Origin of the sequence: Rahnella selenatireducens (assembly GCF_046449555.1) — a bacterium.
GTDB classification, from domain to species: Bacteria; Pseudomonadota; Gammaproteobacteria; order Enterobacterales; family Enterobacteriaceae; genus Rahnella; species Rahnella selenatireducens.
The window spans coordinates 299,758-312,942 of sequence record NZ_JBKEZJ010000005.1 but is presented as its reverse complement, the minus strand read 5'-3'; the positions used below and the strand labels follow the sequence as shown (position 1 = coordinate 312,942).

Sequence of the window (13,185 nt, the reverse complement as noted above, 5' to 3'; positions counted from 1 at the left end):
ATTCTCAAGGGGCGCGGCGACAGGCGCTCCTTGAGACCAGTTTGGGTGGCAACCCAAGGTTTTGATGTTGAATTTGGCATTTAAAAGCGCCCCCGATGCCCGCTCAGGCATCATTCACTCCGCAAATAACTGATCGTACACATGCTGTAAATGCCGGCTCATCCGCGCTTTCGCGCCGGCTCCATCTTTCGCCAGAATGGCGTCCAAAATTCCCTGGTGGTCGGCGTTCATTTCGCGGGCGAAATCGACTTCGGTGTAATGACTTTCGAGCCGCATAAACCGGCGGGAACGGCGTTTGTCCCACAGGTATCCCATCATGTCGTGCAGGACTTCGTTGCCGGTCATTTCACTGATCATGAGATGGAAACGACGATCGGCTTCAAGAAATGCGTCGTTGTTGGCATTCAGGCCATTTAGCTCATCGGCGATTTCTTTCAGTTTGGCCCGCTGATTGTCCGTGCCGTTCAGCGCAGCCAGTTCGGCAGTCATTGATTCATAAATCTGCCGCGCCCTGACAAGCGATTGCAGGCTGAACTCTTCTTCTGACGTCATCAACGGCGCTGCAGGTGTGGCCTGCGGAAGCGGGTCGTTGACGTAAACACCGGTGCCTGTACGGATTTCCACCCAGCCGGTGATCTCCAGCGCAATCAGCGCTTCACGTATCGATGAGCGGCTGACGCCCAGCTGTTTGGCCAGATCGCGTTCTGAAGGGATCATCGCACCCGGCGCGAACTGGCCGGTATTAATGCAATTAATCAATACATTAGAAATCTGGCGATAGAGCCTTTCGACTTTCAGGGTGGGCAAATCCATTATTTTCTCCGTACAGGTGCTGGATCCTAAATCTGTTATCCCGATCACATTAATGCTCGGTTCGATGCTGAATCATATGTCGGTCTGATGGCCTGACCAGCAGACCACCTGACCAGACCGCGCACTAAGATTGAACTTATCACCGGCCATGCGTCAACTACATTCAGATATCAGATAACAATTTTAAGGAAAACACATGGAACAGACTTGGCGTTGGTACGGCCCGAATGATCCGGTTTCACTCGATGATGTGCGTCAGGCTGGCGCGACCGGCGTGGTGACCGCCCTGCACCATATCCCGAACGGTGAAGTCTGGCCGGTGGATGAAATCAAAAAACGTCAGGCGCAGCTGGAAGCTAAAGGTCTGGTGTGGTCAGTGGTAGAAAGTATTCCGGTGCACGAGGAAATCAAAACCCGCAGCGGAAAAGTCGATCAGCACATTGCCAATTATCAGCAATCCATCCGTAACCTGGCGGAATGTGGCATCGACACTGTCTGCTACAACTTCATGCCGGTTCTGGACTGGACGCGCACGGATCTGGGTTATTTATTGCCGGACGGTTCCCGCGCCCTGCGTTTTGACCACATCGCGTTCGCCGCTTTCGAATTGCACCTTTTGAAACGTGAAGGCGCTAAATCCGATTACAGCGCGGAAGAACAAAAACAGGCTGCGGATTACTTTGCTGCGATGACACAGGCGGAGAAAGATCAGCTGGTATCCAACATTATTGCCGGTTTACCGGGCGCGGAAGAAGGTTATACGCTGGATCAGTTCCGTGCGCGTCTGGCGACTTATGACGGCATTGATAAAGCTAAACTGCGCGAAAACATGGCACATTTCCTGCGCAGCATCGTGCCGGTTGCTGAGCAATGCGGTTTGAGCCTGGCGGTTCATCCGGATGACCCACCGCGTCCTATTCTCGGCCTGCCGCGCATCATCTCCACCATTGAAGATATGCAATGGTTGAAAGAAACGGTCGACAGCATCCACAACGGTTTCTGTTTCTGCACCGGTTCTTACGGCGTTCGCGAAGACAATGATTTAGTGAAGATGATGACGACCTACGCCGACCGCGTTCACTTCATCCATCTGCGCGCTACCCAGCGTGAAGAGATCCCCGGCAGTTTCCACGAAGCCGATCATTTAGACGGCGATGTGGATATGGTTGCGGTCATCAAAGCGATTCTGACCGAAGAACAAATCCGCCGCAAAGCGGGTAATCTGCGCGCAATCCCGATGCGTCCGGATCACGGGCATCAGATGCTCGATGACCTGCATAAGAAAACCAACCCGGGGTATTCAGCGATTGGTCGCTTACGCGGCCTGGCGGAATTGCGCGGCGTTGAGCGGGCATTGAAGCAGAGTTTTTTTAGCGAATAAACTTGCCATTCAGGCTATCAACAGAAATGTGATAGCTCTGTAAATCGAAAGATTCAGGCTGGGTGGTTTTGACGTGCTCCTTCCCCTCTCACGAGGGGAAGGACGGGATGGGGTGTTGGTTTTGGCTGCTCAAACGTCTGCTAAACCCCCTCCTGGCCTCCCCCTTCGCAGGGGGACAAACCAACCGGTTGTTATATTTGAAAAAATTCCACAATCCGCTTTCAAATGTCACGCCGGTGGAGTGGTGGAGAACCGAAACTTTCTCGATCCAATTCAAAAACTTTCGGGCTTTGCAAAGCCTCAGAAATGATATGAAACCTGATTCTCCTGCTCCGGCCACGGCTGCGATTTGTACGGTTTGGCCGGGTAATTAATCTCCACGCTGCGGCGGCGGAAATCACTCGGGCTCACCCCTACCCGCTTGCGGAAAACACGCGAGAAATACAACTGATCGTCATAACCCACTACGCGGCCGATGGTCGCTATCGATTCCTGGGTAGTTTGTAACAGCAGTTTGGCGCGGATCACACGCTGATCTTCACGCCAGCGCAGGATGTTGATCCCGACCTGTTCGCGGAATAAATGCGCCAGACGTGATGGCGACAGGCAAACGTGGCGCGCCACTTCATCGATACGCAGCTCACCGGCCAGATTGCCGGTAATAAACTGGCAGGCTTCGATGACACGCGGATCCATAATTTTTTGCGGGCTTTGCGGATCTTCTTCCATTGCACGCAGCAACAGGCGTTCCAGCAGGTTCATCCCTAACTCTTCGCAGAAACGACGGCCCGATTTTTGGGTCTGCTCGATATTGGCAAACAGCCGGTCGAATTCCAGTAATAAGGTGTTGTTAGGCAGGGAAAGACGCCCGACGTCGCGGGTTTTGGTGTGCCATTCCAGCCAGTCAGCCCAGTAGGCGCGCGGGCGGAAATACACCCAGCGGTGATACCACGAATCGGCATTGGCCGAGCGGGCATATAAATGACGCGCTTTTGGCGGGAACAGCAATAGGTCGCCGGGATTGCAGTAAAACGTATCTTCACCGTCAAAGACTTTCCCCTGCCCTTTGACCGTCAGATTAAGAATGTACCCTTTCATGCCGCCGGGGCGGTCGATCGCGAAATCCAGCGGCCCGTCAGCAAGGATTGGTGTCATACCGGCGACCAGATAGGCATTGAAACTGTAACCCGGCAACAGCGGATTTTGCTGCTGATCCTGAATCATACGGTGATACATCGAACCTCCTGAACAGCGCGTGGTTATGGACTTTTCATCTATTCTAATCGGCGGTGAAAACGCTGCCAGTAAACGTTACCAATTTGTGAACAAACACGCGTTTTTACGGCATTTGACGCCTGCAAGCGTTAAATGCCGTGTGAGTCATCCAATGAAAGCGTTATCACAAAAGCGAATTAAACTGTCTTTTTCGCTTTCTGTTTGTAGCGGTCGAAGATTACCGCCGCCAGCAGGATCAGACCACGTACCACGTACTGCGAGAACGGGGAAATGTTCAGCAGATTCATCGCATTTTCCACGGTGCCCAGAATCAGGATGCCGGAAACCACGTAGGAAATTTTGCCGATCCCGCCTTTCAGTGATACACCACCCAGCACGCAGGCAGAGATGACGATCAGCTCAAAGCCCAGAGAAGTCATTGGCTGGCCGCTGGTCATACGCGACGCCAGAATGATCCCCGCCGCTGCCGACACCAGCCCGGACAGCACAAAGATGATGATTTTAGTACGAACAACCGGCACACCGGCCAGCCGCGCCGCATCTTCATTACCGCCAATCGCCAGCGTGTTACGCCCGAAGGTGGTTTTGTTGAGCAGCAGGCCGAAGATAATCAGGCAGCCGACGGTCAGCCAGATCGGCGCAGGCAGGCCGAACCAGTTGGCATAGCCGAGCGCGAAGAAACGTTCGTCTTCGATACCGACCGCTTTACCGTCAGAAATGATGTACGCCAGACCGCGCACAATCTGCATGGTGGCGAGTGTGGTGATCAGCGCATTGATTTTCAGGCGGGCGATAACAAAACCGTTGAGCAAACCGGTCAGCATCCCGAGCAGTAAACCGGCGGCGACGCCAATCCACAGGCTTTCGGTCATGTTGATGACCACCGCCGTGGTAACACCGGCGCAGGCAATCACTGAGGCGACGGACAGGTCGAAGTCACCGGACGCCAGACAGAAAAGCATCCCGCACGCCACCATGCCCGACATGGAAATCGCCAGTCCCAGGCCTTTCATGTTGATGAAAGAGCTGAAGTTCGGCACGAAAACAGAACAGGCGATAAACAGCACGGCGAAGACCACCAGCATGCCGTAACTGTCCCAGATACGCATCAGCCCTTGCCCGCTGCGCGACGCAGCAGAAGGTTGATCAGGTTTGGCTGAATTGGTTGTCATACTCGACATAATATTTTTGCTCCTCAGTCAGGCAGCGTCAGGGGCAGAGTCAAGATCTGGCGTTCGCAACATGGCGAGCCCCAGCGCTTTTTCTTCAGTAGCGTCGTCGTGCAACAGTTCGCCGGAGATAGCGCCTTCGCGCATCACCACAATTCTGTCGGCCAGACCCAGCACTTCCGGTAAATCACTGGACGCAAACAGCACGGCAATGCCCTGTTTTGCCAGTGAGTAAATCACGTTGTAGATTTCATGCTTGGCGCCGACGTCAATGCCGCGCGTCGGTTCGTCGAGCAAAATGACCTTCATTTCTTCCGATAGCCAGCGACCAAGAATGGCTTTCTGCTGGTTTCCGCCGGACAGATTCATGATCAGCTGCTGGTCGCTCGGTGTTTTGATGTTCAGCGCTTCGATATGCTTGCGCGCATTTTTGGCTTCCCAGGCGTTGTTAATCAGGCACCCCGCTTTCACCGTTTTGCGGCGGGCGCTGATGTTGATATTGTCGCGCACCGAATGCACTGGAATGATGCCGTCGGCCTTGCGGTCTTCCGGGCACAGCATGATGCCGAGGCGGATGGCGTCAGCCGGTTTGCGGATATTCAGCGCTTCGCCGTCCAGCCTGACGGTACCGCCGGTAATGCGCGTGCCGCCGAACAGGCCTTTCATCAGCTCGCTGCGCCCGGCGCCAACCAGCCCGAACAGGCCGACAATTTCCCCCTGACGCACGGTCAGGCTGACCGGCGTTCTCACGCCCGGTGCTTTGACGTCATCCAGTTCCAGACGAATTTCGCCGTGCGGACGCGGTGCGTAACCGTAGATATCATCCAGATTACGGCCGACCATCGCTTGCACGAGCTTGCTGTTATCGACTTGCGTCATGTCGTCGAATGTCCGCACGTAACGGCCATCTTTGAAAACAGTGACAGCGTCACTTAATGCAAAAATTTCTTCCATACGGTGTGAGACATACAAAATGACGCGCCCTTCAGCACGTAACTCGCGGATAACGCGGAACAATTGTTCAATTTCACGTGCAGACAGCGAACTGGTCGGTTCGTCAAACGCAATGATTTTGGCGTTACGCGCCAGCGCTTTCGCAATTTCCACCATCTGCCACTGGCCGATGGAGAGATATTTCAGCGGCGTGTCCGGGTCGATATCCAGCCCGAGATGTTCCAGCTGGATTTTGGTTTCATAGCGCAGCAATTTGCGGTTAACGAACCCGTGTTTACTCGGCAACTGCCCGAGATAAATGTTTTCTGCCACCGTCATTTCCGGCACCAGATGCAGTTCCTGATAAATGATCGCCACACCGGCATCGAGCGCATCGGTGGTGTTGTTAAACGCCACCGGCTGGCCTTTGATGTGAATGTTGCCCTGCGACGGCTGATAGTTTCCGCTGAGGATTTTCAGCAGCGTAGATTTACCTGCGCCGTTTTCCCCCATCAGCGCATGGATTTGTCCGGCGTAACAATTGAATGAAATACCGTCCAGCGCTTTCACGCCCGGAAAAGTTTTGCCAATGTCATGGAATTCCAGATACGGCCTGGCCGCATCAAACTCCGTCAGTGACGGTGTCAGCAAAGGCGTCTTATTTGAAGATTGCTGAGTCATAGTGGCTACCTGGAAGTTAATTGAAGTTAAATGCACGCCACTGCACAGCAGAAAACAGTTCCAACAACTTCCTGTCGTCCGTTGTGCAGCAGCGTTATCTAATGCTCGTTTCAAATGATTCCGGAGATCACATTAATCCTTTCTTCTTCAGTTCTTCTTTGAAGTTGTCGCGGGTAATTAAAACAACATCCGTAACTTCGGTGAATTTCGGCGGTTCAACACCTTTGGTCACCCACTCGTTCAGCATCTGGATACTTTTGTAACCGTGGATATCCGGGCTCGGTAACAGGGAACCGTAGAAGCCGGTTTGTGCGCTTTTTGACAGTTCATTCACCGCGTCTACACCATTGATGCCGATGCCGATCACGTTCGCCGCTTTAAAGCCCTGACCTTCTGTTGCACGCACGCCACCGAGAACGGTGTTGTCGTTCATGCCGATGATCAGCCAGTTTTTCACTTCAGGATGCTGCACCAGCAGGGAGTTACCGGCATCCAGTGCGCCGGGGATGTCATTGGATTTCGTCGGCACTTTATAGATTTGTTTTTCCGGGAAACCGGCGGCTTTCAGCGCGTCCATTGAGCCGGAAGTGCGGCGGCGTGCCGTGTCCAGTTCATCAGCCGTGATAGCCATAACGCCGGTATCTGCGGCTTTCCAGCCACGTTTTTGCATTTCTTTATACAGTTCCTGGCCCTGACGTTCGCCGATTTTGGTCGCAGCCATCATCACCAATGGCACTTCTTCCATCGGTTTGCCTTTGGCATTCACAAACTGGTCATCGACCTGGATCACTTTCATGTCATAGCTGCGGGCTTTGGCCATGATGGCCGGGCCAAGACGCGGGTCTGGTGTACAGATAACAAAGCCTTTCGCGCCGTTTGCCGCGAGGCTGTCAATCGCATTCAGCGTTTTTTCGCCATCCGGCACGGCAATTTTAATGACCTCGAAATTCAGGTCTTTACCGGCTTTATCAGCGAAGCGCCATTCAGTCTGGAACCACGGCTCTTCGGGCTGTTTAACCAGGAATCCCAGCTTCGGATTCTCGGCGGCCATAGCTGAATGTGACATAACGGCAGCTAAACCAACCGCCGCTAACGCCTTAGTGAATTTATGCATGATGTTCTCCGACTTTTATTGTTGTTTTTCACGATCCCGGCTCTGAATCGGGAGGTTTGCCATCGTCGTGAAAACGTTATCAGTAGCGTAAGGAAACAAATTCAGAGCGCGGCGAAGTCCGGTCTATAGCGGATTTACGTCACACTCTCTTGTAAGACGCAGTAAGTTTTAGCGGTAATTTTGCAACGGAATGTAGAGCGCTATCACACGGCGGGAAAACAGCAGGTTTGTACATAGATATAGCGATTTTAGCCAAACGCTAACATTTGACCAACCTCACAGAAACATCATGGGGAGCAGATTTGTGCATACTTCCAGCTAACGCCTCCTCACTCACTTTTTGTCATCCTCCTACTGTTAGAGCAATTCGATTCGCCGCCGTAATGACTACGGCAAACCTGAAGGAGTGAGAAAGAATGACGCAAGGTGCGATTGCTCTTGGTCTTGATTTTGGCAGCGATTCCGTCCGCGCACTGGCCGTTGATTGTCAGACCGGCGCCGAGATGGAAACCGACGTGGTTTACTACCCGCGCTGGAATGAGGGCCGTTACTGTGACGCGGCAATAAATCAGTTCCGCCACCATCCCCTTGATTATATTGAAGCGATGGAACAGGCGATTAAAAACGTCGTACAACGTCTGGGCCACGAACGCGCATCACGCGTGGTCGGTATAGGGGTGGATTCCACCGGTTCCACACCCGCGCCGGTCGATAAAGACGGCAACATTCTGGCGCTGAATCCGGAGTTCGCCGAAAACCCGAACGCCATGTTCATATTATGGAAAGATCACACAGCGATTGAAGAAGCCGAAGAAATTAACCGCCTGTGCCGCAGCGGCGATTTCCCCGACTATTCCCGCTATATCGGCGGTGTTTACTCCTCCGAATGGTTCTGGGCCAAAATTCTCCATGTTTCCCGCGCCGACAAATCTGTCACCAAAGCCGCCGCCTCCTGGGTGGAATTGTGCGACTGGGTGCCCGCCCTGCTTTCCGGCACCACCGCGCCGGACAAAGTGGTGCGTGGCCGTTGCAGCGCCGGGCACAAAATGCTCTGGCATCCCTCGTGGGGCGGCCTGCCGCCCAAGGATTTCTTCTCCGCGCTCGACCCGCTATTAGTTGAAAACCTGCCGTATCCGCTGTTTACCGAAACTGTCACCGCCGAACAGGCCGTAGGCACATTGACCGCGGAATGGGCACAGCGTCTCGGTTTACCGGCGAGCGTGGTGCTTTCCGGCGGCGCGTTTGACTGCCACATGGGCGCAGTCGGTGCGGGTGCGCAGCCTTACACGCTGGTCAAAGTGATCGGCACTTCTACCTGCGACATCCTGATTGCCGATAAAGAGCGCGTTAACGACCGCGCAATCGCCGGGATTTGTGGTCAGGTTGAAGGCAGCGTTGTGCCGGAAATGATTGGGATGGAAGCCGGACAATCCGCGTTTGGCGATATGTACGCGTGGTTCAGCCGCCTGCTGAGCTGGCCGCTGATTCAGGCGGCCAAAGCCCATCCGGAGCTGAAAGATCAGCTCACCGCAGCACAAAAAAATCTGTTGCCCGATCTGACCGCCGCGTGGGCCGCCAATCCGAAGCTGGATCACCTGCCGCTGGTGCTCGACTGGTTTAACGGACGCCGGACACCCTTTGCCAATCAGCGTCTGAAAGGCGTCATTACTGACATCAATCTCGGCACAGAAGCGCCGGAACTGTTCGGCGGTTTCATTGCGGCCACCGCCTTTGGTGCGCGTGCGATTATGGAATGTTTCGAGCAACAGGATATCCCGGTTGAAAACGTTCTCACGCTCGGCGGTATTGCCCGTAAATCACCGGTCATCATGCAGGTTTGCGCCGACGCCATGAACCGTCCGTTGCAGATAGTCGCCTCCGATCAGTGCTGCGCGCTGGGTGCCGCCATTTTTGCCGCCGTTGCCGCCGGAGAATTCAAAGACGTCCCGGCCGCCCAGGAAAAAATGGCGTGCAGCATCGAACGCACATTGTTGCCGGATCCGCAGCGCGTCGAACAATACCAACGCCTCTACGAACGTTATCAGCAATGGTGTGCCACCACTGAACCGCTGTTTGCAGCGAAGACAGCACACTGAGTACTTTTTTCGAAAACGGCTTTTTCAAACATCTGAAATCCAGGAGTGATTAATGGACGCGTTTAAACATCTCGAAGTGTGGTTCGCTATTGGCAGTCAGCATCTGTACGGGCCGGAAACATTACGTCAGGTAAAAGAGAATGCCGAGAAGGTGGTCAATGGCCTGAACTCAGAAGCCGGATTGCCAATCAAACTGGTGCTCAAACCGCTGGTCACCACGCCGGATGAAATCACCGCGCTGTGCCGTGAAGCCAACTATGCGAACTCCTGCGTCGGCCTGATTACCTGGCTGCACACTTTCTCTCCGGCCAAAATGTGGATTGCCGGTCTGAGCATCCTGCATAAACCGCTGTTGCAGTTCCATACGCAGTTCAACGCCGAAATTCCGTGGGATTCCATGGATATGGACTTTATGAACCTGAACCAGACCGCGCACGGCGGCCGTGAATTCGGTTTCATCGGCGCGCGTATGCGTCAGCAACATTCCGTAGTCGCCGGTCACTGGCAGGATGGCGAATCGCACCGCCGCATTGCTCAGTGGATGCGCGTTGCCGCAGCGAAAAATGCAAGCCAGCATCTGAAAGTCGCCCGTTTCGGCGATAACATGCGTGAAGTGGCCGTAACCGAAGGCGATAAAGTAGCCGCTCAAATCCAGTTCGGCTACAGCATCAGTGCCTATGGCATCGGCGATCTGGTCAGCGTCATCAACGAAGTCAGCAAAGGCGATATCGACACACTGGTGGAAGAGTATGAATCCACTTACCGCCTGACGGATGCCGTGAAACTGAACGGTGAACGCCGCGAAAACCTGCTGGACGCGGCAAGAATCGAACTGGGGATGACCCGTTTCCTGGAACAGGGAAAATTCGGCGCATTCACCACTAACTTTGAAGATCTGCACGGCATGAAACAACTGCCGGGGCTGGCGGTACAGCGTCTGATGCAAAAAGGCTACGGCTTTGGCGGCGAGGGTGACTGGAAAACCGCGGCTCTGCTGCGCATCATGAAAGTGATGGCCAGTGGCCTGAAAGGCGGCACATCGTTCATGGAAGACTACACCTACAACTTCAAACCGGGCAACGATCTGGTGGTCGGTTCGCACATGCTGGAAGTGTGCCCGTCGATTGCTAAAGAAGAAAAACCGCTGCTGGATGCGCAATATCTGGGCATAGGTGGCAAAGCAGATCCGGCGCGTCTGATTTTCTCCACCCCTGCCGGCCCGGCGGTCAACGCCAGCGTCATCGACATGGGCGACCGTTTCCGTTTGCTGGTCAATCAGGTGGATACCATCGAGCAACCCCATCCGCTGCCAAAACTGCCGGTGGCTCGTGCGATTTGGAAAGCCCAGCCCTCTCTGGCGACGGCAGCAGAGGCCTGGATCCTCGGCGGCGGCGCGCACCACACGGTGTTCTCGCAGGCGCTGGATATCGACGCACTCCGGTTGTACGCGGAGCTGTCCGGGATTGAGTTGCTGGTGATTGATAACGACACGACGCTGGCGGACTTCAAGAATCAGATCCGGTGGAATGAAGTTTACTTTAAGCTCTGCAGCCGCTAAGGGGCTGTTTTAAAGAAGAGTTTTGCTCCTTCCCCTCTCATGAGGGGAAGGCCGGGATGGGGTGTTGGTTTTAGCGGCTCAGTGGCCTGCTAAACCCCCTCCCGGCCTCCCCCTTCGCAGGGGGAGGAGCAAAACAAATCGTTGTTATTTATTAGAAAGTTTAGATGGCGCACTCAGAAATTTTGCTGACTGAGCGTTTCGAGATCGGTTTCGGCACACGCCGATGAGCGATCAGCGTAAGTGAAAAACCGAAACTCTCCCGGTCAAAGTCGACGCCGCCCGCAAAGGCAATTTGAAGCACCTTTCTAAAAGGTGTCACACCCCGGTCACATTTCCCCTTTACCCTCACCTCCACGAATAAGTCCCAAAGAGGATAGTACAACCATGACCATTCCAGCTAAATCCAGCGGGAATGCGCCGTCGCGCACCTGTCCCGCTATCGCTATCCATCAGGTTTCCCATTTCTTCGGGAGCAACCCGGTACTCAATCACGTCAATCTCACGGTGCCCAAAGGCACGATCCTCGCACTGCTGGGACCTTCCGGCTGCGGCAAAAGCACGTTACTGAAAATGCTCGCCGGTCTGCTCAATCCGGCATCCGGGGAAATCCGCTTCGACGGCGAAATCGTCGCCAGCGGCTCGTTCAGTCTGCCGCCGGAAAAACGCAATCTCGGCATGGCCTTTCAGGATTACGCGCTGTGGCCGCATATGAGCGTCCGGCAAAACGTCGCGTTTCCGCTGCAAATGCGTGGCATCAAAGGTCAGGCGCAGGAAGAAAAAGTGATGGCGGCACTGGAACGCGTCGGACTGGCGGATTTCGTCTCACACCGCCCTTCTGAGCTTTCCGGCGGGCAGCAACAGCGCGTTGCCCTCGCCCGCGCCATCGTCGCCGAACCCCGCATCCTGCTGTTTGACGAACCCCTGTCGAATCTCGACCGCGACTTACGCGAAAGCCTGTGTGAAGAAATGGCGGTGTTGTTGCGCCAGCTCGGCACCACGGCGGTGTATGTCACGCACGATCAGCACGAAGCCCACGCGCTCGCCCATCGTATTGCACGTATGGACAAGGGCGCGATCGCCAGTATTGACACGATTGATCCTTCCGTAATTTCACCTTTTGTTGCTTAACCTCTGATGGGATAAAAAAGATGAACCGCACACGCAGCACTTTTCGTAAAAACAGCACAACGTTTTCCCGTACTAAAACAGGCGTAATGACCGCAATGACTCTTTCTCTCGCAATGGCAGCAGGCAGCGCGCAGGCGCTGACGCTCTACACCGCCGGGCCGGGTTCTCTGGCAAAAAAACTGGCAGCAGGTTATGAAAAACAAACCGGCGTGAAAGTGGATGTTTTCCAGGCCACCACCGGCAAAGTAATGGCCCGTCTGGAGGCCGAGCAGGCCAATCCGCGCGCAGACATTCTGATCTCCGCATCCTGGGATACCGCAACCGATCTCGAAAAACGCGGCTGGCTGCTGGAATATCAAAGCCCGAACGCAGAGCAGGTTCCGGCGCAATTCAAAACGCCTTATTACGTCGCGCAGGGGATTTCCGCGTTGGGCATCGTGTGGAACACCAAAAGCGGTACCACTGAGCCAAAAGACTGGGGCGATTTAGCCAAACCCGAATTCAAAGACAAAGTGACCACGCCTGACCCTTCGCTTTCCGGTGCGTCGCTGGATTTGCTGATCGGGTTACAAAATGCCCACGCGCAGCAGGCATGGAAACTGTTTGAAGATCTGAAAGCCAACGGCATGATTATCGCCGGGCCAAACGCACAGGCGCTGACGCCGGTGTTGCAAGGCGCGAAAGCCGCCGTGTTTGGCGCGGTGGATTACGTCTCTTACGCCAGCGTGCAGGACGGCGAATCCGTCAAAGTGATTTTCCCGAGCAGCGGCACCGTGATCGCCCCGCGTCCGATGATGATCCTCAAATCCAGCCAGCAGCAAAAAGAAGCCAAAGCGTTTATCGATTACGCGCTTTCGCCTGAAGGCCAGAAACTGGTAGCTGATGCATGGCTGATGCCAGCGCGCACCGATATCGACGCCAAACGTCCGTTGTTTAAATCGCTGAAACTGTTGCCGGAAGCTTCCCAGGCCTCGGCGTCGCGCAAAGAAGTGCTCGAGCGTTTCGCAAAACTGTTCGGTCAGCAGTAAGTCCGTCACGGGCTGCGAAGACAGCCCGTTTCCCGTCCCCGAACAACG

10 protein-coding genes are annotated in these 13,185 nt (G+C 54.6%); 5 read left to right on the top strand and 5 right to left on the bottom strand.

Annotated elements, in window-relative coordinates; genetic code table 11:
* Positions 1-114: 114 nt before the first annotated feature.
* Complete coding sequence (locus ACLBVC_RS11215; protein WP_410149647.1) at positions 115-813, bottom strand: FadR/GntR family transcriptional regulator; 699 nt, start codon at positions 811-813, stop codon at positions 115-117.
* Positions 814-1,009: 196 nt separating this feature from the next.
* On the opposite strand from ACLBVC_RS11215, the gene uxuA reads away from it, so the two are divergent.
* Positions 1,010-2,194: a mannonate dehydratase gene (gene uxuA / locus ACLBVC_RS11210; protein WP_410149646.1), complete on the top strand. Its 1,185-nt coding sequence runs from the start codon at positions 1,010-1,012 to the stop codon at positions 2,192-2,194.
* Positions 2,195-2,494: 300 nt separating this feature from the next.
* On the opposite strand, the gene araC is transcribed toward uxuA, so the two are convergent.
* From araC to ACLBVC_RS11190, 4 genes are all read right to left on the bottom strand, one after another.
* On the bottom strand, positions 2,495-3,430 hold the full coding sequence (gene araC, locus ACLBVC_RS11205; RefSeq protein WP_104922100.1) for an arabinose operon transcriptional regulator AraC: 936 nt from the start codon (positions 3,428-3,430) through the stop codon (positions 2,495-2,497).
* A 176-nt stretch (positions 3,431-3,606) separates the two neighbouring features.
* Positions 3,607-4,611, bottom strand: coding sequence for an L-arabinose ABC transporter permease AraH (gene araH / locus ACLBVC_RS11200; protein WP_101078840.1), 1,005 nt, complete (start codon positions 4,609-4,611; stop codon positions 3,607-3,609).
* 18 nt (positions 4,612-4,629) lie between these two features.
* Entirely contained in the window at positions 4,630-6,213 is a 1,584-nt protein-coding gene (gene araG / locus ACLBVC_RS11195) for an L-arabinose ABC transporter ATP-binding protein AraG (RefSeq protein ID WP_229893726.1), read from the bottom strand.
* 127 nt (positions 6,214-6,340) lie between these two features.
* The gene (locus ACLBVC_RS11190; protein WP_195816514.1) at positions 6,341-7,327 is read right to left on the bottom strand and encodes an arabinose ABC transporter substrate-binding protein; all 987 of its coding nucleotides are present in this window, start codon (positions 7,325-7,327) and stop codon (positions 6,341-6,343) included.
* 416 nt (positions 7,328-7,743) lie between these two features.
* On the opposite strand from ACLBVC_RS11190, the gene ACLBVC_RS11185 reads away from it, so the two are divergent.
* From ACLBVC_RS11185 to ACLBVC_RS11170, 4 genes are all read left to right on the top strand, one after another.
* Positions 7,744-9,423: a ribulokinase gene (locus ACLBVC_RS11185; RefSeq protein WP_410149645.1), complete on the top strand. Its 1,680-nt coding sequence runs from the start codon at positions 7,744-7,746 to the stop codon at positions 9,421-9,423.
* A gap of 52 nt (positions 9,424-9,475) precedes the next feature.
* A complete protein-coding gene (araA, locus tag ACLBVC_RS11180) occupies positions 9,476-10,981 on the top strand; it encodes an L-arabinose isomerase (RefSeq protein WP_410149644.1) in 1,506 nt (501 codons plus the stop codon).
* 384 nt (positions 10,982-11,365) lie between these two features.
* The gene (locus tag ACLBVC_RS11175) at positions 11,366-12,109 is read left to right on the top strand and encodes an ABC transporter ATP-binding protein (protein WP_410149643.1); all 744 of its coding nucleotides are present in this window, start codon (positions 11,366-11,368) and stop codon (positions 12,107-12,109) included.
* Between the two features lie 86 nt (positions 12,110-12,195).
* The gene (locus ACLBVC_RS11170) at positions 12,196-13,137 is read left to right on the top strand and encodes an ABC transporter substrate-binding protein (RefSeq protein WP_410149705.1); all 942 of its coding nucleotides are present in this window, start codon (positions 12,196-12,198) and stop codon (positions 13,135-13,137) included.
* Positions 13,138-13,185: the final 48 nt, after the last annotated feature.

Excerpts from the sequence above, each read along its gene's own strand:
- araA (WP_410149644.1), top strand. The coding sequence starts at position 9,476 with ATGGACGCGTTTAAACATCTCGAAGTGTGGTTCGCTATTGGCAGTCAG.
- ACLBVC_RS11175 (WP_410149643.1), top strand. The coding sequence starts at position 11,366 with ATGACCATTCCAGCTAAATCCAGCGGGAATGCGCCGTCGCGCACCTGT.
- ACLBVC_RS11215 (WP_410149647.1), bottom strand. The coding sequence starts at position 813 with ATGGATTTGCCCACCCTGAAAGTCGAAAGGCTCTATCGCCAGATTTCT.
- ACLBVC_RS11190 (WP_195816514.1), bottom strand. The coding sequence starts at position 7,327 with ATGCATAAATTCACTAAGGCGTTAGCGGCGGTTGGTTTAGCTGCCGTT.
- araC (WP_104922100.1), bottom strand. The coding sequence starts at position 3,430 with ATGTATCACCGTATGATTCAGGATCAGCAGCAAAATCCGCTGTTGCCG.
- araH (WP_101078840.1), bottom strand. The coding sequence starts at position 4,611 with ATGTCGAGTATGACAACCAATTCAGCCAAACCTGATCAACCTTCTGCT.
- araG (WP_229893726.1), bottom strand. The coding sequence starts at position 6,213 with ATGACTCAGCAATCTTCAAATAAGACGCCTTTGCTGACACCGTCACTG.
- ACLBVC_RS11170 (WP_410149705.1), top strand. The coding sequence starts at position 12,196 with ATGACCGCAATGACTCTTTCTCTCGCAATGGCAGCAGGCAGCGCGCAG.
- uxuA (WP_410149646.1), top strand. The coding sequence starts at position 1,010 with ATGGAACAGACTTGGCGTTGGTACGGCCCGAATGATCCGGTTTCACTC.
- ACLBVC_RS11185 (WP_410149645.1), top strand. The coding sequence starts at position 7,744 with ATGACGCAAGGTGCGATTGCTCTTGGTCTTGATTTTGGCAGCGATTCC.